We start from the raw sequence: 22,123 nt of genomic DNA on the forward strand, positions 1-22,123 counted from the left end.
CCAGCGGTCTGCAATTCAGCGTTGAGGTGTCGATACAGGGCTTTAGATGGGCCGTCTTAGCTTGAAATTTCCCGTTTCATTACGCCTATGCCAAACTAACCCGCATATAGACAAGGTGAAAACTCTCTAATGGCCGATTGGCAGTCCCTCGATCCCGAGGCCGCTCGTGAAGCGGAAAAATATGAAAACCCCATTCCTAGCCGCGAACTGATCCTTCAGCATCTTGCTGATCGGGGTTCGCCTGCTAACCGCGAGCAATTGGTCGAAGAGTTTGGTCTGACCACAGAAGACCAGATCGAAGCCCTGCGCCGCCGCCTGCGCGCCATGGAGCGCGATGCTCAACTCATCTATACCCGTCGTGGCACCTATGCGCCGGTGGACAAACTCGACCTGATCCTCGGTCGCATCAGCGGTCACCGCGACGGTTTCGGTTTCCTGGTGCCGGACGACGGCAGCGATGACCTGTTCATGAGCCCGGCGCAAATGCGTCTGGTGTTCGATGGCGACCGTGCCCTGGCCCGTGTTTCCGGCCTGGACCGTCGTGGTCGCCGCGAAGGCATGATTGTCGAAGTGGTGTCCCGTGCTCACGAAAGCATCGTCGGTCGTTACTTCGAGGAGGGCGGTATCGGTTTCGTGGTTGCCGACAACCCGAAGATCCAGCAGGAAGTGCTGGTGACACCGGGCCGTAACGCCAATGCCCAGATCGGTCAGTTCGTCGAAGTGAAGATCACTCACTGGCCGACGCCACGCTTCCAGCCGCAAGGCGACGTGGTTGAAGTCGTGGGTAATTACATGGCGCCGGGCATGGAAATCGATGTCGCCCTGCGGACCTACGACATTCCTCACGTCTGGCCGGACGCCGTGCTCAAGGAAGCCGGCAAGCTCAAGCCGGAAGTCGAAGAGAAAGATAAAGAGAAGCGCATCGACCTGCGCCATCTGCCGTTCGTCACCATCGACGGCGAAGATGCCCGCGACTTCGACGACGCGGTTTACTGCGAAGCCCGGCCGGGCAAGCTGCGCCTGTTCTCCGGCGGTTGGAAGTTGTACGTGGCGATTGCCGACGTTTCCAGCTACGTGAAGCTCGGTTCGGCACTCGATGCCGAGGCCCAGGTTCGTGGCAACTCGGTGTACTTCCCCGAGCGTGTGATCCCGATGCTGCCGGAGCAGCTGTCCAACGGTCTGTGCTCGCTGAACCCGCAAGTCGATCGTCTGGCCATGGTTTGCGAGATGACCATCTCCAAAACCGGTGAAATGACCGACTACTGCTTCTATGAAGCGGTGATCCATTCCCATGCGCGCCTGACCTACAACAAGGTCAGCGCCATGCTCGAAACGCCGAAAGCCACCGAAGCACGCAAGCTGCGTGGCGAGTACACCGACGTCGTGCCGCACCTCAAGCAGCTGTATGCGCTGTATAAGGTGTTGCTGGCTGCCCGTCATGTGCGCGGCGCGATCGATTTCGAAACCCAGGAAACCCGGATCATCTTCGGCTCCGAGCGCAAGATCGCCGAAATCCGGCCGACCGTGCGCAATGATGCGCACAAGTTGATCGAGGAATGCATGCTGGCGGCCAACGTGGCCACCGCCGAATTCCTGAAAAAGCACGAGATTCCTGCGCTGTATCGTGTTCACGACGGTCCGCCACCGGAGCGTCTGGAAAAGCTGCGCGCCTTCCTCGGCGAGCTCGGCCTGTCCCTGCACAAAGGCAAGGACGGCCCGTCGCCGAAGGACTACCAGGCACTGCTGGCCGGTATCAAGGATCGTCCGGATTTCCACCTGATCCAGACCGTCATGCTGCGCTCGTTGAGCCAGGCGGTGTACAGCGCCGATAACCAAGGCCACTTCGGCCTGAATTACGAGGCTTACACCCACTTCACCTCGCCGATTCGCCGCTATCCAGACTTGCTTACGCATCGGGCGATTCGCAGCGTCATCCATTCGAAGCAGGACACCCCACACGTTCGTCGTGCCGGTGCGATGACCATTCCGAAGGCGCGCATCTACCCGTACGACGAAGCGGCGCTGGAGCAACTCGGTGAGCAGTGCTCGATGAGCGAGCGCCGTGCCGACGAAGCGACCCGCGACGTGGTGAACTGGCTCAAGTGCGAGTTCATGAAGGATCGCGTGGGTGAATCGTTCCCGGGCGTGATCACGGCGGTAACCGGTTTCGGTCTGTTTGTCGAGCTGACCGATATCTACGTCGAAGGTCTGGTGCACGTCACGGCGCTGCCGGGCGATTACTACCATTTCGACCCTGTGCATCACCGCCTGGCCGGTGAGCGTACCGGGCGCAGTTTCCGCCTTGGCGATACCGTTGAAGTCAAGGTCATGCGCGTCGATCTCGACGAGCGCAAGATCGACTTCGAGATGGCCGAAAAAACCATCAGCGCGCCGATCGGTCGCAAGAAACGCGGTAATGAAACCGCCGCTCCTGCGGCAAAGCCCGCCGCAGAGCCCGCGCCGGCAAAAACCGGTCGTCGTCCTGCCAAGGAGAAGGCTGTCGAAGCTTATCGTCCGAGCGATGCCGCGGCGAAAAACGCTGAAGTGCGCAAGAGTCGTGAATTGAAAAAGGCGCTGTTGGCCGACGCAAAAAGCGGCGGTAAAGCGGCGTCTGCGGGAAAGACCTCACGGTCGGCGCCTGACAAGGCTCCCGGCGGCAAGCCAGCCAAACCGAGCAAACATCGTAAAGGTCCGCCAAAAGCGGGCTCGGCCCCAGCCAAAAGTGGTGGGGCGCGTAAACCTAAGGCCAAGTCATGAGTCAGTTGGAAAAAATCTATGGCGTGCACGCTGTAGAAGCGTTGCTGCGTCACCACCCCAAACGCGTCAAGCAGATCTGGCTGGCCGAAGGCCGCAGTGATCCGCGGGTGCAAACGCTGATCGAGCTGGCCAACGAGAATCGTGTCCAGGTCGGCCAGGCCGAACGCCGTGAAATGGATGCCTGGGTCGAAGGTGTGCATCAGGGTGTGGTCGCGGACGTCAGTCCGAGCCAGGTCTGGGGCGAAGCGATGCTCGATGAGTTGCTCGATCGCACTGAAGGAGCGCCGCTACTGTTGGTGCTCGACGGCGTGACCGATCCGCACAACCTGGGTGCCTGCCTGCGATCCGCCGATGCGGCGGGTGCGCTGGCGGTGATTGTGCCGAAGGACAAGTCCGCGACGCTGACCCCGACGGTTCGCAAGGTGGCTTGTGGTGCCGCCGAAGTGATTCCGTTGGTCGCCGTGACCAACCTGGCGCGCACACTGGAAAAGCTCAAGCAGCGTGGCTTGTGGGTTGTCGGTACGGCGGGCGAGGCGGAAGTCAGTCTTTATGACCAGGACCTGACCGGCCCGACCATCCTGATCATGGGGGCAGAAGGCAGCGGCATGCGTCGCCTGACTCGCGATCTGTGCGACTACCTGGTCCGCCTGCCGATGGCGGGTAGCGTCAGCAGTCTCAACGTCTCCGTAGCGACCGGCGTTTGTCTGTTCGAGGCCTTGCGCCAGCGCGGCGCGAAAGCGGCCACCAAAAAGGCTTGAGCCAGTTGTAATCCCTGTGGGAGCGAGCTTGCTCGCGAAAGCGGAGTAACATTCAGCATCAATGTTGAATGTTTATGTCCCCTTCGCGAGCAGGCTCGCTCCCACAATCATTTGTGCGCGGGCAAGGATTGGAGGTTGTTCAAATAATCACCAATTACCTTGCACCTCCCACGCCCCTTCTCTACAATTGCGCCCCTTGCTGTGACGGCAGGCGCGCATGTGCCTTACCCACGCAAGTCCATAAGTGTCATTCACTCCTTGTCTGACCGCTTTTGAGCGGCAGGCTACAACCCGTAAGGAGCATTCATGCGTCATTACGAAATCATCTTTTTGGTCCACCCGGATCAAAGCGAGCAAGTCGGCGGCATGGTTGAGCGTTACACCAAGCTGATCGAAGAAGACGGCGGCAAAATCCACCGTCTGGAAGATTGGGGCCGTCGTCAACTGGCCTACGCAATCAACAATGTTCACAAGGCTCACTACGTGATGCTGAACGTTGAGTGCACCGGCAAGGCCCTGGCCGAGCTGGAAGACAACTTCCGCTACAACGATGCAGTGATCCGTAACCTGGTCATCCGTCGCGAAGAAGCCGTTACCGGCCAATCCGAGATGCTCAAGGCTGAAGAAAACCGCAGTGAGCGCCGTGAGCGTCGCGACCGTCCTGAGCACTCCGACGCTGAAGGCGTTGAGGGTGATGACAGCGACAACAGCGATAACGCTGACGAGTAATCCACGGACCTTTTAAGGAGCCTATCAAATGGCACGTTTCTTCCGTCGTCGTAAATTCTGCCGCTTCACCGCTGAAGACGTGAAAGAGATCGATTACAAAGATCTCAACACTCTGAAAGCTTATGTATCCGAGACCGGCAAAATCGTTCCAAGCCGCATCACCGGTACCAAAGCTCGTTATCAGCGTCAGCTGGCCACCGCTATCAAGCGCGCCCGCTTCCTGGCCCTGCTGGCCTACACCGACAGCCACGGCCGCTGAGACCGGGCAGTCGACACGTAGCAAAGGATTGAATGTATGCGGGCCTTGGCTGAGTTCATCATGCGGGGCCGTATGCAGGCCACTCTGGTAGTGGCTGGATGCGCGGCATTGCCGTTGTTGTATTGGTTGGGTGCTGCCGCCGGATGCCTCGTGCTCCTGCGGCGCGGATTGAAGGACGCCCTGGGCGTTCTTGCTCTGGGACTGCTGCCGGCGTTGATCTGGTGGCTTTACTCCGACGACCCACGGGCGCTTCTGGTGCTGCTGGGGTCTGCGAGCCTTGCGTTGGTTTTGCGCGCAAGCGAGTCCTGGAACCGCGTGCTGCTGGTCAGCATAGCGATGGGAGTGGTGTTTTCAGTGGTGCTGGGGACGGTTTTTGGTCCCCAGATCGAGATGCTGGCGCAGGCTTTGATCAAAGTCATGCCGTCGCTACTCGGTGAGGTCTACCAAAAGATGTCGGTAGACGAGCAAGCGCGTTTCGCGTCCCTGATTGCACCGATCCTGACCGGCCTGATAGCGGCCTTGTTGCAAATCGTCAGTGTGCTGAGCCTGATTGTCGGGCGCTACTGGCAGGCGTTGTTGTACAACCCCGGTGGTTTCGGTCGCGAGTTTCGCGCCGTCCGAATCCCGCTGGGTCCCGCGATGTTGCTGCTGGCGGGCATGGTTGTGACACCGAATCTCGGTGTCCAGATGTCCATGCTTGTGCCGTTGTGCAGCGTACCGCTGGTTTTCGCCGGGCTGGCCCTGATTCACGGGCTGGTGGCGCAAAAGCGACTGGCCAGGTTCTGGCTGGTGGGGTTGTACGTGACGCTGTTGCTGTTCATGCAGCTGATCTATCCGTTGCTGGTGGTCCTGGCCATCGTCGACAGCCTGATTGATTTTCGCGGTCGTCTGGTGTCGAAAGACCCCGATAACGCGAACGGTGAAGGTTAAAAGTTAAGAGGATTTTCACATGCAACTGATCCTTCTGGAAAAAGTCACCAACCTGGGCAACCTGGGTGACAAAGTGAACGTTAAGGCTGGTTACGGTCGTAACTACCTGCTGCCTTACGGCAAGGCTACCGCTGCGACCCCAGCCAACCTGGCTGCGTTCGAAGAGCGTCGCGCTGAGCTGGAAAAAGCCGCAGCAGACCGTAAATCTTCGGCTGAAAGCCGTGCCGCCCAACTGGCTGAGCTGGAAGTGACTATCACTGCCACCGCTGGTGACGAAGGCAAGCTGTTCGGTTCGATCGGCACTCACGACATCGCTGATGCACTGACCGCCTCTGGCGTTGAAGTTGCAAAAAGCGAAGTTCGTCTGCCGAACGGCACCATCCGCAACGTAGGTGAATTCGACGTGGCCGTGCACCTGCACGCCGAAGTTGAAGCCACCGTACGCGTTGTCGTGGTAGCAGCTTAAGCAGCACTTGTCGGCTGGCACCCTCGGGTGCTTGCCGGTAACATCGGGCACGATCCTGTTTACAGGTCGTGCCCTTTGTCTTTCTGGTAACACCCGTTTTTCAATCCCTGCTTTTCCTAAAAAAACCAAGTGGCCATGAACGAAATCTCCGCTCCCGAGCAATACGATCTGCAAACCGCCGCGCTGAAGGTGCCGCCGCATTCCATCGAAGCCGAACAGGCTGTGCTCGGTGGTCTGATGCTGGACAACAACGCCTGGGAACGCGTGCTTGATCAAGTCTCCGACGGTGATTTCTATCGACATGACCACCGCTTGATTTTCCGCGCGATCGCCAAGCTGGCCGATCAGAACTCCCCGATCGACGTCGTGACCCTTGCCGAGCAATTGGACAAGGAAGGTCAGACTTCGCAGGTCGGTGGCCTCGGTTACCTTGGCGAGCTGGCGAAAAACACGCCTTCCGTCGCCAACATCAAAGCCTATGCACAGATCGTCCGCCAGCGCGCGACCCTGCGCCAACTGATTGGCATCAGTACCGAGATTGCCGACAGCGCCTTCAACCCGGAAGGTCGCACGGCTGAAGAGATCCTCGATGAGGCAGAACGGCAGATCTTCCAGATCGCCGAGGCCCGGCCAAAAACCGGCGGCCCGGTGGGTGTGAACGAACTGCTGACCAAGGCCATCGACCGCATCGACACCCTGTTCAACACTGACAACGCGATCACCGGCCTGTCCACCGGCTACACCGACCTCGACGAGAAGACCAGCGGTCTGCAGCCGGCCGACTTGATCATCGTCGCCGGCCGTCCGTCCATGGGTAAGACCACCTTTGCGATGAACCTGGTGGAAAACGCCGTGCTGCGCAGTGAGAAGGCCGTTCTGGTTTACTCGCTGGAGATGCCAGGCGAATCGCTGATCATGCGTATGCTGTCGTCCCTCGGCCGTATCGACCAGACCAAGGTCCGTTCCGGCCAGCTGGAGGACGACGATTGGCCGCGCCTCACTTCGGCGGTGAACCTGCTCAACGATCGCAAGTTGTTCATCGACGATACCGCCGGCATCAGTCCGTCGGAAATGCGTGCCCGTACCCGACGTCTGGTGCGTGAGCACGGTGACGTCGGCCTGATCATGATCGACTACCTGCAATTGATGCAGATTCCAGGTTCCAGTGGTGACAACCGGACCAACGAGATTTCCGAAATCTCCCGCTCCCTGAAAGCCCTGGCCAAGGAGTTCAACTGCCCGGTGGTGGCGTTGTCCCAGCTCAACCGCTCCCTGGAGCAGCGGCCGAACAAGCGTCCGGTGAACTCCGACTTGCGGGAATCCGGAGCGATCGAGCAGGATGCCGACGTAATCATGTTCGTGTACCGCGACGAGGTGTATCACCCGGAAACCGAACACAAAGGCATTGCCGAGATCATCATCGGCAAGCAGCGGAACGGCCCGATCGGCTTCATCCGCCTGGCGTTTATCGGCAAGTACACCCGATTCGAGAACCTGGCGCCGGGTAGCTACAACTTCGACGACGACGAATAGGTTTTTGTTGCCTGAACTGGCCCCATTCGCGAGCAGGTTCGCTCCCACCCTGGAATGCATTCCTCTGTGGGAGCGAGCCTGCTCGCAAATGGGGTATCACCAATTTCCGACCATAGCCGTCGGAATTGGTCAAAATTTGTGCTATATTCCGCGCCCGCGAAATTCAATGAAAGCCAACACCGGTTATCGACATGCAAGCAGCCAAGCCGTTATTTGACTATCCCAAGTACTGGGCCGAATGTTTCGGGCCAGCGCCGTTCCTGCCGATGAGCAGGGAGGAGATGGATCAGCTTGGCTGGGATTCCTGCGACATCATCATCGTGACCGGTGATGCCTATGTCGATCACCCGTCGTTCGGCATGGCGATCATCGGTCGGCTGCTGGAGTCCCAAGGCTTCCGCGTCGGGATCATTGCCCAGCCGAACTGGCAGTCCAAAGACGATTTCATGAAGCTCGGCGAGCCGAATCTGTTTTTCGGTGTCGCGGCCGGCAACATGGACTCGATGATCAACCGCTACACCGCGGACAAGAAAATCCGCTCCGATGACGCCTACACGCCGGGAGGCCTGGCGGGCAAACGTCCGGACCGTGCGAGCCTGGTTTACAGCCAGCGCTGCAAGGAAGCCTACAAGCACGTGCCGATCGTACTCGGCGGTATCGAAGCCTCCCTGCGCCGCATCGCCCACTATGACTACTGGCAGGACCGGGTCCGCAACTCGATCCTGATCGACGCCTGCGCCGACATCCTGCTCTACGGCAACGCCGAGCGTGCGATTGTCGAAGTCGCCCAGCGTCTGTCCTACGGTCACAAGATCGAAGACATCACCGATGTGCGCGGCACCGCGTTCATCCGTCGCGACACGCCGAAAGACTGGTACGAAGTCGACTCCACGCGCATCGACCGCCCGGGCAAGATCGACAAGATCATCAACCCGTACGTGAACACCCAGGACACCCAGGCTTGCGCCATCGAACAGGAGAAGGGGCCGGTTGAAGATCCGCAGGAAGCCAAGGTCGTGCAGATTCTGGCCAGCCCGAGGATGACCCGTGACAAGACCGTGATCCGTCTGCCGTCGGTCGAGAAGGTACGCGGCGACGCCGTTTTGTATGCCCACGCCAACCGCGTGTTGCACCTGGAAACCAACCCGGGTAACGCCCGTGCCTTGGTGCAGAAACACGGCGAAGTCGATGTCTGGTTCAACCCGCCACCGATTCCGATGACCACCGAAGAAATGGACTACGTGTTCGGCATGCCTTATCAGCGCATTCCGCACCCGGCGTACGGCAAGGAGAAAATCCCGGCCTACGAGATGATCCGTTTCTCGGTGAACATCATGCGTGGCTGCTTCGGCGGTTGTACCTTCTGCTCGATCACCGAGCACGAAGGCCGGATCATCCAGAACCGCTCCGAAGAGTCGATCATTCGCGAAATCGAAGAAATTCGCGACAAGGTCCCGGGGTTTACCGGTGTCATTTCCGACCTCGGCGGCCCGACCGCGAACATGTACCGTATCGCCTGCAAGAGCCCGGAAATCGAATCCGCGTGCCGCAAGCCGTCCTGCGTGTTCCCCGGCATCTGCCCGAACCTGAACACCGACCACTCGTCGCTGATCCAGTTGTATCGCAGTGCCCGTGCCTTGCCGGGCGTGAAGAAGATCCTGATCGCTTCCGGCCTGCGCTACGACCTCGCGGTCGAGTCGCCGGAATACGTCAAGGAGCTGGTGACCCACCATGTCGGTGGCTACCTGAAGATCGCCCCGGAACACACCGAGGAAGGTCCGCTCAATCAGATGATGAAACCGGGCATCGGCAGCTATGACAAGTTCAAGCGCATGTTCGAGAAGTACTCCAAGGAAGCCGGAAAAGAGCAGTACCTGATCCCGTACTTCATCGCCGCCCACCCGGGCACCACCGATGAAGACATGATGAACCTGGCGCTGTGGCTCAAGGGCAACGGTTTCCGCGCCGACCAGGTGCAGGCGTTCTACCCGTCGCCGATGGCCACCGCGACCGCGATGTACCACTCGGGCAAAAACCCGCTGCGCAAGGTGACCTACAAGAGTGATGCGGTGACCATCGTCAAGAGCGAGGAACAGCGTCGTTTGCACAAGGCGTTCTTGCGTTATCACGACCCGAAAGGCTGGCCGATGCTGCGTGAAGCGTTGACCCGTATGGGCCGCGCCGACCTGATCGGGCCGGGCAAGAACCAGTTGATCCCGCTGCACCAGCCGTCCACCGACAGCTATCAGAGTGCCCGTCGCAAGAACTCGACGCCGGCCGGCAGTCATAAAGTGGCGGGGGAAAAGACCACCAAGATCCTGACCCAGCACACCGGCCTGCCACCGCGTGCCAGCGATGGCGGCAACCCGTGGGACAAGCGTGAACAGGCCAAGGCGGCGGCATTCGCCCGCAACCAGCAGGCAGCCAAGGAACGCAAGGATGCGGCCAAAGGCAAGGGACCCAAGCCAGCGCGCAAGCCGGTCGTACCGCGCTGAGCCTCGCTTGAGATGAACAAAACGCCAACCTTCGGGTTGGCGTTTTGCATTTCAGGGTTTAACCATTTGTGCTGGAGCCACTGGCCTCTTCGCGGGCTTGCCCGCGAAGAGGCCGGAACTGCCAACCAATTTCTGGTCGATCGCCACATTTACGTGCACCTACGCCAAACCATTTTCCCGCATCGCCCGATTTTGGTGCTGTACTGCCCCCAGTAACAGGAGAAAGCGCCAGCGTTGCTGGATGGCATAAGTCTTGCGCGCTTTCGAATACGCTCAAGGCTCGCAGGAGGCACGCCGTGTCGATTCATGTCGCATTGCACCATGTCACGCATTACCGCTACGACCGCGCCGTCGAGCTTGGTCCGCAGATCGTTCGCCTGCGTCCGGCGGCCCACAGTCGCACGCGGATACTGTCCTATGCGCTGAAGGTTTCGCCCGAGCAGCATTTCATCAACTGGCAACAAGACCCGCAGGGTAATTACCTGGCGCGGTTGGTGTTCCCGGAGAAAACCGATGAGCTGCGCATTGAGGTCGATCTGCTGGCGGAAATGGCGATTTTCAATCCTTTCGACTTCTTCCTCGAACCCTACGCAGAAAAAATCCCGTTTACCTATGCCGCGGATGAGCGCAAGGAATTGGCGCCGTACCTGGAAACCCTGCCCCTGACACCGAAGTTCCAGGCCTATTTGGAGGGCATCGACCGCACGCCGCTGCCCGCCGTGGATTTCCTCGTTGCACTCAACCAGCGCCTGAGCGAAGACGTCGACTACCTGATTCGTATGGAGCCGGGGGTGCAAACCCCTGAGCACACCCTGGAACAGGCTTCAGGTTCGTGCCGCGATTCGGCGTGGCTGCTGGTGCAACTGCTGCGAAACCTTGGGCTGGCAGCGCGCTTCGTCTCGGGTTACCTGATTCAGTTGACCGCCGATGTGAAAAGCCTCGACGGTCCCTCCGGCACCGAGGTGGACTTTACCGATCTGCATGCCTGGTGTGAGGTCTACTTGCCCGGTGCGGGCTGGATCGGCCTGGATGCAACCTCGGGGCTGTTTGCGGGTGAAGGGCATATCCCGTTGGCCTGTAGTCCCGATCCGTCCTCTGCGGCACCGATCAGTGGCTTGGTGGAACCTTGCGAGTGTGAATTCAGCCATGAAATGTCGGTGGAGCGGATCTGGGAGGCGCCAAGGGTTACAAAGCCCTACACTGAAGAGCAGTGGCTGGCGATCCAGGCTCTGGGCCGGCAGATCGATGCCGACCTGCTCGAAGGGGACGTGCGCCTGACCATGGGCGGCGAACCAACCTTCGTGTCCATCGATGATCCTGACGGCGCCGAATGGAATACTGCCGCACTGGGTCCGAACAAGCGTCGGCTGTCCGCAGAACTGTTCCAGCGCATGCGTAAACACTATGCGCCTCAAGGGCTGGTGCATTTCGGTCAAGGCAAGTGGTATCCCGGCGAGCAGCTGCCGCGCTGGTCGCTCAATTGCTATTGGCGTCGCGACGGTGTGCCGATCTGGCATAACAGCGCACTGATTGCCGATGAGCAGCAAGATTATGGTGCCGATGGCGAATTGGCCGGGCGGTTTCTGGCGAGTGTGGCTGAACGCCTGAAAATTCCGACACGCTTTGTATTTCCGGCTTACGAAGACAATTTCTACTACCTCTGGCGCGAAGGCACGTTGCCGCAGAACGTCAGCGCCGAAGATTCACGTCTTGAAGAACCGCTGGAGCGTGCGCGGCTGCGCAAAGTCTTCAGCCAGGGCCTGGACAAGGTCATTGGGCAGGTGCTGCCGCTGGCGCGTACCGCCAAGGGCGATCAGTGGCAAAGCGGGCGCTGGTACCTGCGCGACGAGCATTGCCGGCTGGTACCGGGAGATTCTCCACTGGGTTATCGGCTGCCGCTCGGCTCGCAGCCTTGGGTGAGAGCGGCCGAGTACCCATTCATTCATCCACAGGACCCGAATCAGGATTTCCCGCCGCTGCCCGACACCGCGCAGTTGAACAGCCATGGCGAGCCGGCTGAGGCGCAGGAGCGCATGCCGAAGATCGACGAATCCGCCGACTGGCTGACGCGCACGGCGTTCTGCGCCGAGGCGCGGGAGGGGCGGCTGTACCTGTTCATGCCACCGCTGGAGCGCGCTGAGGACTATCTGGAGCTGGTCGCTGCCATTGAAGCCACTGCCGGGGAGCTGCATTGCCCGGTACTGCTCGAAGGCTATGAACCCCCCAGCGATCCGCGTTTGAGCAATTTGCGCATCACCCCGGACCCCGGTGTAATCGAGGTCAATGTGCAACCATCCGCGACCTGGGATGAACTGGTCGAGCGCACCGAATTTCTGTACGAAGAAGCCCGACAGACCCGACTCACTACCGAGAAATTCCTGATCGACGGCCGGCACACCGGCACCGGTGGCGGAAACCATTTCGTACTGGGTGGTGCGACACCGGCTGACTCGCCGTTTCTGCGTCGCCCGGATCTGTTGCGAAGCCTGATCAGTTACTGGCATAACCATCCATCACTGTCCTACCTGTTTTCCGGACTGTTCATCGGCCCGACATCCCAGGCGCCGCGGGTCGACGAAGCCCGTAACGACGCCTTGTACGAATTGGAAATCGCCTTTGCCCAGATGCCGGAACCCGGCGAGGAGTGCCCGCCGTGGCTGGTCGACCTGCTGCTGCGTAACTTGCTGATCGACGTCACGGGCAACACCCACCGCGCCGAGTTCTGCATCGACAAACTGTATTCGCCGGACGGCGCCACAGGACGCCTGGGCTTGCTGGAGTTGCGCGCTTTTGAAATGCCACCCCATGCACGCATGAGCCTGGCTCAGCAGCTGCTGTTGCGAGCGCTGGTTGCGAGGTTTTGGCGCGAGCCTTACGCGCCGCCGAAACTGGCGCGCTGGGGCACGGAGCTGCATGACCGGTTCTTGTTGCCGCACTTTATCGAACAGGATTTCGCCGACGTTATCGTCGATCTCAATACCTCGGGTTATCCGGTGCGGGCCGAGTGGTTTGCGGCCCATCTGGAGTTCCGCTTTCCCAAGGTGGGCGATTACGCCGTCAGTGGTATCGCGCTGGAACTGCGGCAGGCACTCGAACCGTGGCATGTGCTGGGCGAGGAAGGTGCGGTCGGTGGCACGGTGCGCTATGTGGATTCATCCCTGGAGCGTTTGCAGGTCAAACTCACCGGCCTGCCGCCACAGCGTTATTTGCTGACGTGCAACGGCATCCCCGTGCCATTGCAGCCAACCGGGCGTGTAGGCGAATTCGTCGCTGGCGTAAGATTCCGTGCCTGGCAACCGGCGAATTGTTTGCAACCTACCATCCCGGTTCATGCACCGTTGGTATTCGACTTGCTCGACACCTGGATGGGCCGATCACTGGGTGGTTGTCAGTACCACGTCGCACATCCGGGCGGGCGCAATTACGAGGCCTTGCCAGTCAATGCCAATGAAGCAGAGAGCCGGCGCATGGCGCGATTCTTCCGCATCGGACACACGCCAGGGAAACTTCCTATACCGATTCTGGAAATCAATGACGAACTGCCGATGACGCTCGATTTACGACGTTTCTAAACCGTACGCGACGCTCGGACTTTTCGTATACCCGGGCGTCACGAGCCTGCGTTAGTCTGACCGTTCCTTGCTGTCTGCCGAGCTTTCCATGCCTGACCTGCTAGACCGCTACCCGCTGACGGCGGGCACCTATCACGAACTGCTCGACGACAGCGGCGAGGTACGTCCGCACTGGCGTCGACTGTTCGACCAATTGCAGCGCAGCACGCCAGCGCAACTGGTGCAGCGGCAGGCACTGCTGACTCGGCAGATTCAGGAAAACGGCGTTACCTATAACGTCTATGCCGACCCCAAGGGTGCCGATCGGCCGTGGGAACTGGACCTGCTGCCCCATGTGATTGCCGCTGACGAGTGGGAGCAGTTGTCGGCCGGCATCGCCCAGCGTGCCCGATTGCTCAATGCCGTGCTTGCCGACCTGTATGGGCCGCAGCGCCTGATCGCCGAAGGTTTGCTGCCGGCCGAACTGGTTTTCGGCCACAACAATTTTCTCTGGCCCTGTCAGGGCATCAGCCCGCCTGACGGCGCCTTTCTGCATCTGTATGCCGTGGATCTGGCGCGCACTCCCGATGGCCGTTGGTGGGTCACGGCGGATCGTACTCAAGCGCCTTCCGGTGCCGGCTATGCGCTGGAAAACCGTACCATCGTCTCCCGGGCTTTCCCCGAGTTGTACCGCGATCTGAAGGTGCAGCATCTGGCCGGCTTCTTCCGCACGCTGCAGGAAACCCTTGCCCGCCAGGCACCCAGCGATGAAGACGTGCCACTGGTGGTACTGCTGACGCCGGGGCGATTCAACGAAAGCTACTTCGAACATTTGTACCTCGCTCGCCAACTCGGTTATCCGCTGGTGGAGGGCGGCGACCTGACGGTGCGTGATGCCACGGTTTACCTGAAAACCCTGAGTGGCCTGCGCCGCGTCCACGCGATCATGCGCCGCCTCGACGACGACTTCTGTGACCCGCTGGAGTTGCGTACCGATTCGGCACTGGGCGTACCGGGTCTGCTTGAGGCTGTTCGACAAGGGCGGGTACTGGTGGCCAACGCCCTGGGCAGCGGTGTGCTGGAGTCGCCGGGCTTGCTGGGTTTTCTGCCGAAAATCAGCCAATTCCTGTTCGGTGAAGAACTGATCCTGCCGTCCATCGCTACCTGGTGGTGTGGTGAAGCCCCCGTACTGGCCCAGGCGCTGGAGAAACTGCCGGAATTACTGATCAAACCGGCGTTCCCCTCTCAGAGCTTTACACCCGTCTTTGGCCGCGATTTGAGTGAAAAACAGCGTGATGAGCTCGCCCGGCGCATGCAGGCGCGACCTTATGCTTATGTGGCGCAAGAATTGGCGCAGTTGTCTCAGGCACCGATCTGGCAGGCCGAGGGGGGGCAGTTACAGCCTCGGGCGATCGGCATGCGCGTGTATGCGGTGGCCAGCCACGATGGTTATCGGGTGTTGCCCGGCGGGTTGACCCGAGTGGCCGCCGACGCCGATGCCGAAGTCGTGTCGATGCAGCGCGGTGGCGCGAGCAAGGACACCTGGATACTGGGCGATCGCCCGCCCAGTGGCGAGCAATGGAAAGCCCAGCGCAACGTTGGCGTGCATGATCTGGTACGACGCGACCCCTATTTGCCGTCGCGCGTAGTGGAAAACCTGTTTTGGTTCGGCCGTTATTGCGAGCGTTGCGATGACAGTGCGCGATTGCTGCGCATCATGCTGGCGCGCTATGTGGACGGTGATGATCCGCAGGCGTTGCAGGCGGCAGTCGACCTGGGCGAACGGCTGATGCTGTTGCCCGATGAAGGCGAGCTGCCCGAGCGCCTGTTGGCGGCGATACTTGGTGATGACTGGCCGTTCAGCCTGCGTTCCAACCTGCAGCGCTTGCAGTGGGCGGCTTCGCAGGTTCGCGGCAAGCTTTCGCGGGAAAACTGGCAAGCGCTGGTGGAGTTGCAACGTGAAGCCATGGAGCTGGAGACCGATGAGCCGGACTTCGGCGAGCTGCTGGATTTCCTCAACCGTCTGGTGATGTCTCTGGCGGCGCTGTCCGGTTTTGCCCTCGACGACATGACCCGGGACGAAGGCTGGCGCTTTTTGATGATCGGTCGACGGATCGAGCGCCTGCAGTTTCTCAGCGGCAGCCTGGCGGCGTTTCTGCGGGGTGCGGGCGCGTTCGATCAGGCCGGTCTCGAATGGTTGCTGGAGTTGGGCAACAGCAGCATCACCTACCGTTCGCGGTATCTGGCGGTGGCGCAGTTGATCCCGGTGCTGGACCTGTTGCTGCTCGACGAACAGAACCCTCACGCCGTGCTGTTCCAGTTGAAACTGGTGAGCCGTACCCTCAAACGCCTGAACGATGACTTTGGTGCCCCGCGAGAAACCGGGCTGCCGCAGTTGGTGGAGCGACTGGCGGGATTTGACCTGGGCTGTCTGGAAAACCCGCTGTTCGGCGAAACCAGCGTGCGCGCGGCGCTCGAAGGTTTGGCCGATCTGCTGCAAGAGATCGCCGATGCCAGCGGGCAAGTATCCGATCGCCTGGCCTTGCGTCATTTTGCCCATGTCGATGATGTCAGCCAGCGCACGGTGTCCGTCTGATGAGTGCTCGATACCAGATTTTCCATGACACCCATTATCACTACGACAGCCCGGTTTCCCTGGCCCAGCAACTGGCGCATCTGTGGCCGCGTCCATGCACCTGGCAACGTTGCACCGAGCAGCAATTGCAGATCAGTCCGGACCCGACGACCCGCCGTGATGAGTTCGATGTATTCGGCAACCCGCTGACCCGGCTGGCGTTCGAGCGCCCTCATGATGAACTGCTCGTCAATGCCAGCCTCACGATCGAAGTGCTGCCCCGGCCTGCGCTGGATTTCAATCTGTCCCCGGCCTGGGAAGCAACCCGCAATGCGTTGACCTACAGCAGTCAGCCGCTTTCAGCTGAATTGCTGGATGCGTGCCGTTATCGGTTTCAATCGCCCTACGTGCATTTGAAACGCAACTTCGTCGAGTTTTCAGACAGCTGCTTTCCGGCAGGTCGACCGCTGTTGTTGGGTGTGCAGGCATTGATGGAGAAAATCTTCAGCGAATTCACCTTCGACGCCGAAGCTACTCAAGTGGCAACGCCGCTGGTGGAAGTGCTGGAGCGTCGGCGCGGGGTCTGCCAGGACTTCGCCCACCTGATGCTGGCTTGCGTACGCTCCCGAGGCCTGGCCGCGCGCTATATCAGCGGTTACCTGCTGACCCAGCCCCCGCCCGGTCAGCCACGGCTGATCGGCGCCGATGCCTCCCATGCCTGGGTGTCAGTGTATTGCCCGGTGCTGGGCTGGGTAGATTTCGACCCTACCAACAACGTGCAACCGGCACTGGAACACATCACCCTGGCCTGGGGCCGGGATTTTTCCGATGTGTCGCCGTTGCGGGGGGTGATTCTGGGAGGCGGTAATCATGACCCGGAGGTCCGCGTCACCGTGATGCCACTGGATTGATAGAGAACTAATTGTGGGAGCGAGCCTGCAACATAGAATCTCCCACAGGGATGTGTGGAGTGTTCAGGGATTGGGTATTTCAGATTGACCCGTGAGGGCCGGCAGCAAGACTGCCAACCCTGGACACAGATCCGGTGGGCCTGATGTGTTCATCCGGCCCGGAGGGTCTCAGGCATCGGGCGCCTGGTCTTTCGGTGCTTCAACATCATCTTCTGTCGCGACGTCACCGTCAGGGTTCAGTGTTGCGTCTTCAGCCATCGCTTTCTTGCGCTGAAGCTTTTCCTCTTTCTTCTGCTCCTTGGCCAAGTCACGCTGACGTTTGGCGAAGGAATAATTGGGTTTAGCCATGGGCGATCCTCTGGGGTCGAAGGTGAGGTTGAGCGGCGCGTATTCTGCCCTGTATCGGTGCTGAGTCGTTAGTCGGGTTTTTGTTCGACCCACTTGGGCAGTACGGTCGGTTGCCAGCTATCGAGGGCATCGAGCAGCGTCTGTGGCGATTCGCTCACCTGCAGCATGTCACGGTGCGCCCCGCGAACGAAGCCTTCGCCGACGATGTGATCGAGAAAACCGGTGAGTTTGCTGTAGAAGCCGTTCACTTCCAGCAACCCCAGCGGTTTGCCGTGGTAGCCCAATTGGCCCCAGGTCCAGACTTCGAACAGTTCTTCCAGCGTGCCCAGGCCGCCGGGCAGGGCGATGAAGGCATCGCTGAGTTCGGCCATCCGCGCCTTGCGCGCGTGCATGCCGTCGACCACTTCCAGGCGGGTCAGGCCGCTGTGGCCGATTTCCTTGTCCTTGAGGCTTTGCGGGATGATGCCGATCACTTCGCCACCGGCCGCCAGCGCGGCGTCGGCCACGATGCCCATCAGGCCCACGGCACCGCCGCCATAGACCAGGGTCAGCTTGCGTTCGGCCAGGGCCTGGCCGAGCGCCACAGCGGCTTCACGATAAGCCGGGTTGATGCCGGTGCTGGCACCACAAAATACACATACGGATGCTAAAGACATGCCTTACTCCATGGTCGAACAGTGCCACAGAGTAAAGGCAGGCGCGCAGCGCACCAAGGGCTAAACTTCCCGCTTGGGCGTTTCGTAAGTACCGCTGGCGCCACAGGCGTAGGCGGCGAGCAAGCTGCACAACAGGCTATTGAGGGACATGTCGGACGCTCCGGTCAGTGATGATGGCTTGATCATAGGCCCGGGCCAGACGCCTGGCTGGTAGATTGTCTCGATCGGTGCCATAGCCCAAAAGTTGTATACAATTTTTGATTCAGGTCATATGAACTTGCGAAGTTTTCAGGCAGTCTTCTGTTCATTCGCATTTTCCAATAACCCTGCCTTGGAGATTCACCATGTTTGCCAAACTTGTTGCGGTATCCCTGTTGACGCTGGCCAGCAGCCAATTGATGGCTGCGGAGTGCAAAGTCACCGTTGACTCCACAGACCAAATGTCCTTCAACACCAAGGCCATTGAAATCGACAAGAGCTGCAAGACATTCACCGTGGAACTGACCCACTCAGGCAGCTTGCCGAAAAACGTCATGGGTCATAACTGGGTGCTGAGCAAAGAAGCTGACATGCAGCCGATCGCCACCGACGGCCTGAGCGCCGGTATCGACAAGAGCTATCTGAAAGAAGGCGATGCCCGCGTTATCGCTCATACCAAGATCATCGGCGCCAAGGAAACCGATTCGGTGACCTTCGACGTGTCGAAGCTCGATGCCAATGAGAAATATGGTTTCTTCTGCTCGTTCCCGGGCCACATCTCGATGATGAAGGGGACTGTGACCCTGAAGTAAGTCGACACACCGCGTTATCGTTCTTCGCGAGCAGGCTCGCTCCCACAGGTTTAGCACCGTCAATGTGGGAGCGAGCCTGCTCGCGAAGAGGTCATCAGCATCAACACATGCATTGGCCAAGGAAAAAGCCCGCTGAAGATCAACGCTTCAGCGGGCTTTTTTCATTCATTCACTCATCAAGGCGCAAACGGCATCACACGCTTGTGATGGGTCTTGTTGTACGTGTTGCAAATGATCTTGAACGCTTCCTCGCGCACCGGCTGCCCATGCAAGAAGGCGTCAATTTCGGCGTAGGTCACGCCGTGGGACGCTTCGTCCGGCTTGCCGGGAGACAGGTCTTCGAGGTCGGCGGTCGGGACTTTTTCCACCAGTGATTCCGGCGCGCCGAAGCTGCGGGCAATTGCCCGGACCTGGTTCTTCACCAGGCCACTGAGCGGTGCCAGGTCGCAAGCGCCATCACCGAACTTGGTGAAGAAACCCATGACCGCTTCCGCCGCGTGGTCAGTACCGATCACCAGGCCCTGGGCGGCTCCGGCGATGGTGTACTGGGCAACCATGCGCATCCGCGCCTTGGTATTGCCGAGTACGAAGTCCACCGACACCGCGTGCTTGCCTTCGAACGCTGCGACTTCATTGGCCAGGGACTTGACCGCCGGGCCGATATTCACGGTATGACGTTCGTCCGGCTTGATGAAATCCACCGAAGCCTGGGCATCGTGTTCATCGAACTGAGTCTCGTACGGCAAGCGCACGGCGATGAACTTGTAACTGTCATCACCCGTGCGGTCGCGTAACTCGCGCATGGCACGCTGGGCCAGCAGGCCGGCGGTCAAGGAGTCGACACCGCCGCTGATGCCCAGCACCAGGGTCTTGAGCCCGGAATTGACCAGGCAGTCCTGGATGAAGGTGATTCGCCGGGCGATTTCTGCCTCAAGGGCGGCCTCGTCGGCGAACGGCGGTTGGACCTTGAGCTGCTCAGCAATCTCACGCTGTACGGCTTGCATGAATTCACTCCTTGCCAGGTAGGCTTGATGGGGCAGGTACTTGGAAAACGTGTCGCAAATAGGCGACGAAATTCGGGTCTTTGCAGTGAGTCTTGCCAGGCTCGTCGGAGATCTTCGCCACCGGCGCGCCGTTGCAGGCGGTCATTTTAAGCACGATGCTCATCGGTTCGACACCCGGAATATCGCACGTCAGGTTGGTGCCGATGCCGAAGCTGACATTGATCCGACCACGCAGCGCGCGAAATATTTCCAGGGATTTGGGCAGGGTCAGGCTGTCGGAGAAGGTCAGCGTCTTGCTCATCGGATCGATGCCGAGCTTGTGATAGTGGGCAATGGCTTTTTCTGCCCAGACCACCGGATCGCCGGAGTCGTGGCGCAATCCGTCGAAGAGCTTGGCGAAAAACAGATCGAAATCGCCGAGGAAGGCATCCATGGTGATGCAATCGGTCAGGGCGATTCCCAGCAGGCCGCGGTACTCGCGCACCCAACAATCGAGGGCGGCGATCTGGCTGTCGATCAACCGCGGGCCGAGTTGCTGGTGAGCCATGATCCATTCGTGGGCCATGGTGCCCAGCGGCTTCATATCCAGTTCCCGGGACAGGTGCACGTTGCTGGTGCCGACGAAGCGTCCAGGGAAATCGTGCTTGAGCACATTCACCACTTCTTCCTGCACGCGGTACGAGAAGCGACGGCGGGTACCGAAATCGGCGACCTGCAACTCGGACAACTCGTCGCTGCCAGCGTTGGCGGCCAGCCAGTCAAACTTGCGGTAGAGCTGCTCGCGAGCCTGTTCCAGGACGATTTCCGGGTAGCGATAGCGGTTACGCACTTCACTGACTATCGCCAGTATCGGCACTTCGAAAAGAATGACGTGTAGCCACGGGCCACGCAGGCGGATGAACAACTCACCGTTTTCGATCCCTGTGTGGATGTAGCGCAGGTTGAAGCGAAACAGCCCGAGAAAGCGCAGGAAATCCGGCTTCAGGAAGGTGATGCGCTCCAGAAAGCCCAACTGATCGGCACTCAGGCTCAACGCTGCCAAGCGCTCGATCTGGAAGCGGATCTCCGCCAGATACGGGCGCAAATCTTCACTGTTACGGCAACGAAACTCCCATTCGACTTCCACGTTCGGGTAGTTGTGCAGCACCGCCTGCATCATCGTCAGTTTGTAGAAGTCGGTGTCGAGCAGGTTCTGCACGATGCGATCGGCAAACACACTCTCGCTCATAACGGGAATCTCCAGACGTGCCACGGCGTGGCGCGGTATCAATCATGGGTGCTAGTGGCGCATATCAACGATGAGGATTGCCAGCGTTTTTTTGGCCTCAACAAACCCTTGTGGGAAACTCTAAATATGGAGGGCATCCGGGCTATCGATCTGCTCCAGCATCCACTTCACAAAATCCCGCACCTTGGGCACTTCCGCCGAATGCTCCGGGTACGCCAGGTAATAGGCATCAGTGCTGGGCATTGCATGCTGCCAGGGAATGACCAGCTTGCCTTCGGCCAGTTCTTCTTCCACAAGAAACCGTGGCAATAACGCCACACCACAGCCGACTTGCGCGGCGCGGATGCACATGTAGAACGTTTCGAAGCGCGGACCGTGGTAGCTGTGTTCAGTGTGGTAACCCTGACTGTTGAACCAGTCATGCCAGGCCTGGGGGCGGGAGGCGTTTTGCAGCAGGACCAGGTCGGTGAGTTGCGTGGGGTCGGTGAAGGGCTCGGCGGGCAGGCTGCCGGGGGCACATACCGGAACAAGCTCCTCACTGAACAGCTTCAGGCATTCGGTGCCGGGACGAGAACCCTGGCCGAAGTAGAACGCCAGGTCGCTGCGACCTTGCAGCAGATCATCAGCCTCCTGCTCGCTGCACAGATCCAGATGGATCGACGGATGGCGCAGGCGCCAGCCTTTGAGCCGTGGCACCAGCCAGCGCGCACCGAAGGTCGGCGGTGTTGAGACGCGCAGGACCTCTGTTTCGCCGCCGTAGGAACGCAGGTAATGGGTCGACATCTCCACTTGCGTGAGGATTTTTCGTACCTCGACCAGGTACAAATCGCCTGCCGGGGTCATTTGCAGGCGTCGGCGCACCCGGCGAAACAACAAATGCTGCAACAGCTCTTCGAGTTGCGCGACCTGTTTGCTGACGGCGCTCTGGGTCAGGTTCAACTCTTCGGCGGCCCGGGTGAAGCTCAGATGCCGGGTCACGGCTTCGAAACACTGCAGGGCAGCGATCGATGGCAGGTAGCGTTTGTTCAGCATGGGCGGTCCTTTGTTCTTGTCTCTTTATTGCCAACAATGCACAGCATGAATAAACGGAATGATATCTCTCTTAAAGGTCGTTTGTTGAGTAACCTGCGGG

17 protein-coding genes are annotated in these 22,123 nt (G+C 59.8%); 12 read left to right on the top strand and 5 right to left on the bottom strand.

The window, feature by feature from the left end; translation table 11 throughout:
- The first annotated feature begins 129 nt into the window (after nt 1–129).
- The 11 genes from rnr (at nt 130) to AC07ZE_RS03385 (ending at nt 16,964) form a co-directional block, all read left to right on the top strand.
- On the top strand, nt 130–2,757 hold the full coding sequence (rnr, locus tag AC07ZE_RS03335; RefSeq protein ID WP_207261230.1) for a ribonuclease R: 2,628 nt from the start codon (nt 130–132) through the stop codon (nt 2,755–2,757).
- Nucleotides 2,754–3,515, top strand: a complete 762-nt coding sequence (gene rlmB / locus AC07ZE_RS03340; RefSeq protein WP_137804229.1) for a 23S rRNA (guanosine(2251)-2'-O)-methyltransferase RlmB — start codon at nt 2,754–2,756, stop codon at nt 3,513–3,515. Before rnr ends, rlmB begins: the two co-directional genes overlap by 4 nt.
- A 306-nt stretch (nt 3,516–3,821) precedes the next feature.
- On the top strand, nt 3,822–4,244 hold the full coding sequence (rpsF, locus tag AC07ZE_RS03345; RefSeq protein ID WP_095192121.1) for a 30S ribosomal protein S6: 423 nt from the start codon (nt 3,822–3,824) through the stop codon (nt 4,242–4,244).
- Between the two features lie 28 nt (nt 4,245–4,272).
- On the top strand, nt 4,273–4,503 hold the full coding sequence (gene rpsR, locus AC07ZE_RS03350) for a 30S ribosomal protein S18 (protein ID WP_002551829.1): 231 nt from the start codon (nt 4,273–4,275) through the stop codon (nt 4,501–4,503).
- Between the two features lie 36 nt (nt 4,504–4,539).
- Nucleotides 4,540–5,433: a YybS family protein gene (locus tag AC07ZE_RS03355; RefSeq protein ID WP_207261236.1), complete on the top strand. Its 894-nt coding sequence runs from the start codon at nt 4,540–4,542 to the stop codon at nt 5,431–5,433.
- A gap of 19 nt (nt 5,434–5,452) precedes the next feature.
- Nucleotides 5,453–5,899, top strand: coding sequence for a 50S ribosomal protein L9 (rplI, locus tag AC07ZE_RS03360; RefSeq protein ID WP_008058981.1), 447 nt, complete (start codon nt 5,453–5,455; stop codon nt 5,897–5,899).
- Nucleotides 5,900–6,034: 135 nt separating this feature from the next.
- A complete protein-coding gene (dnaB, locus tag AC07ZE_RS03365; protein WP_077045379.1) occupies nt 6,035–7,432 on the top strand; it encodes a replicative DNA helicase in 1,398 nt (465 codons plus the stop codon).
- A 191-nt stretch (nt 7,433–7,623) separates the two neighbouring features.
- The gene (locus AC07ZE_RS03370) at nt 7,624–9,927 is read left to right on the top strand and encodes a YgiQ family radical SAM protein (RefSeq protein ID WP_207261238.1); all 2,304 of its coding nucleotides are present in this window, start codon (nt 7,624–7,626) and stop codon (nt 9,925–9,927) included.
- Nucleotides 9,928–10,223: 296 nt separating this feature from the next.
- Nucleotides 10,224–13,499 carry a transglutaminase family protein gene (locus AC07ZE_RS03375; RefSeq protein WP_207261240.1) on the top strand — a complete coding sequence of 1,092 codons (3,276 nt, stop codon included), beginning with the start codon at nt 10,224–10,226 and terminating at the stop codon, nt 13,497–13,499.
- An 88-nt stretch (nt 13,500–13,587) separates the two neighbouring features.
- Nucleotides 13,588–16,074 (top strand): circularly permuted type 2 ATP-grasp protein, encoded by a 2,487-nt coding sequence (locus AC07ZE_RS03380; RefSeq protein WP_207261242.1) that lies wholly within the window; start codon nt 13,588–13,590, stop codon nt 16,072–16,074.
- Nucleotides 16,074–16,964 (top strand): transglutaminase family protein, encoded by an 891-nt coding sequence (locus tag AC07ZE_RS03385; protein ID WP_207261244.1) that lies wholly within the window; start codon nt 16,074–16,076, stop codon nt 16,962–16,964. Before AC07ZE_RS03380 ends, AC07ZE_RS03385 begins: the two co-directional genes overlap by 1 nt.
- Nucleotides 16,965–17,132: 168 nt before the next feature.
- On the opposite strand, the gene AC07ZE_RS03390 is transcribed toward AC07ZE_RS03385, so the two are convergent.
- On the bottom strand, nt 17,133–17,312 hold the full coding sequence (locus tag AC07ZE_RS03390; RefSeq protein ID WP_095192115.1) for a hypothetical protein: 180 nt from the start codon (nt 17,310–17,312) through the stop codon (nt 17,133–17,135).
- Nucleotides 17,313–17,380: 68 nt separating this feature from the next.
- Nucleotides 17,381–17,968, bottom strand: a complete 588-nt coding sequence (locus tag AC07ZE_RS03395) for a cytokinin riboside 5'-monophosphate phosphoribohydrolase (RefSeq protein ID WP_207261246.1) — start codon at nt 17,966–17,968, stop codon at nt 17,381–17,383.
- A 344-nt stretch (nt 17,969–18,312) separates the two neighbouring features.
- Here AC07ZE_RS03395 and azu point away from each other — a divergent pair, with 344 nt between their 5' ends.
- Nucleotides 18,313–18,759, top strand: a complete 447-nt coding sequence (gene azu, locus AC07ZE_RS03400) for an azurin (protein ID WP_095192113.1) — start codon at nt 18,313–18,315, stop codon at nt 18,757–18,759.
- A 176-nt stretch (nt 18,760–18,935) separates the two neighbouring features.
- Here azu and nadE read toward each other — a convergent pair whose 3' ends face one another.
- The 3 genes from nadE to AC07ZE_RS03415 form a co-directional block, all read right to left on the bottom strand.
- Nucleotides 18,936–19,763, bottom strand: a complete 828-nt coding sequence (gene nadE, locus AC07ZE_RS03405) for an NAD(+) synthase (RefSeq protein ID WP_207261248.1) — start codon at nt 19,761–19,763, stop codon at nt 18,936–18,938.
- A gap of 4 nt (nt 19,764–19,767) precedes the next feature.
- Entirely contained in the window at nt 19,768–20,991 is a 1,224-nt protein-coding gene (pncB, locus tag AC07ZE_RS03410; RefSeq protein WP_207261250.1) for a nicotinate phosphoribosyltransferase, read from the bottom strand.
- Nucleotides 20,992–21,111: 120 nt separating this feature from the next.
- Nucleotides 21,112–22,023, bottom strand: a complete 912-nt coding sequence (locus AC07ZE_RS03415) for a LysR family transcriptional regulator (RefSeq protein WP_207261253.1) — start codon at nt 22,021–22,023, stop codon at nt 21,112–21,114.
- Nucleotides 22,024–22,123 lie beyond the last annotated feature (100 nt).

It is taken from the genome of Pseudomonas sp. GW101-3H06, from assembly GCF_059424605.1.

What these genes read in the sequence shown, in the direction of transcription:
- rplI (WP_008058981.1), top strand. Translation starts at nt 5,453, where the DNA reads ATGCAACTGATCCTTCTGGAAAAAGTCACCAACCTGGGCAACCTGGGT.
- AC07ZE_RS03370 (WP_207261238.1), top strand. Translation starts at nt 7,624, where the DNA reads ATGCAAGCAGCCAAGCCGTTATTTGACTATCCCAAGTACTGGGCCGAA.
- azu (WP_095192113.1), top strand. Translation starts at nt 18,313, where the DNA reads ATGTTTGCCAAACTTGTTGCGGTATCCCTGTTGACGCTGGCCAGCAGC.
- dnaB (WP_077045379.1), top strand. Translation starts at nt 6,035, where the DNA reads ATGAACGAAATCTCCGCTCCCGAGCAATACGATCTGCAAACCGCCGCG.
- AC07ZE_RS03390 (WP_095192115.1), bottom strand. Translation starts at nt 17,312, where the DNA reads ATGGCTAAACCCAATTATTCCTTCGCCAAACGTCAGCGTGACTTGGCC.
- AC07ZE_RS03395 (WP_207261246.1), bottom strand. Translation starts at nt 17,968, where the DNA reads ATGTCTTTAGCATCCGTATGTGTATTTTGTGGTGCCAGCACCGGCATC.
- AC07ZE_RS03385 (WP_207261244.1), top strand. Translation starts at nt 16,074, where the DNA reads ATGAGTGCTCGATACCAGATTTTCCATGACACCCATTATCACTACGAC.
- AC07ZE_RS03415 (WP_207261253.1), bottom strand. Translation starts at nt 22,023, where the DNA reads ATGCTGAACAAACGCTACCTGCCATCGATCGCTGCCCTGCAGTGTTTC.
- nadE (WP_207261248.1), bottom strand. Translation starts at nt 19,763, where the DNA reads ATGCAAGCCGTACAGCGTGAGATTGCTGAGCAGCTCAAGGTCCAACCG.
- rlmB (WP_137804229.1), top strand. Translation starts at nt 2,754, where the DNA reads ATGAGTCAGTTGGAAAAAATCTATGGCGTGCACGCTGTAGAAGCGTTG.
- rpsR (WP_002551829.1), top strand. Translation starts at nt 4,273, where the DNA reads ATGGCACGTTTCTTCCGTCGTCGTAAATTCTGCCGCTTCACCGCTGAA.
- AC07ZE_RS03380 (WP_207261242.1), top strand. Translation starts at nt 13,588, where the DNA reads ATGCCTGACCTGCTAGACCGCTACCCGCTGACGGCGGGCACCTATCAC.
- rpsF (WP_095192121.1), top strand. Translation starts at nt 3,822, where the DNA reads ATGCGTCATTACGAAATCATCTTTTTGGTCCACCCGGATCAAAGCGAG.
- pncB (WP_207261250.1), bottom strand. Translation starts at nt 20,991, where the DNA reads ATGAGCGAGAGTGTGTTTGCCGATCGCATCGTGCAGAACCTGCTCGAC.
- rnr (WP_207261230.1), top strand. Translation starts at nt 130, where the DNA reads ATGGCCGATTGGCAGTCCCTCGATCCCGAGGCCGCTCGTGAAGCGGAA.
- AC07ZE_RS03355 (WP_207261236.1), top strand. Translation starts at nt 4,540, where the DNA reads ATGCGGGCCTTGGCTGAGTTCATCATGCGGGGCCGTATGCAGGCCACT.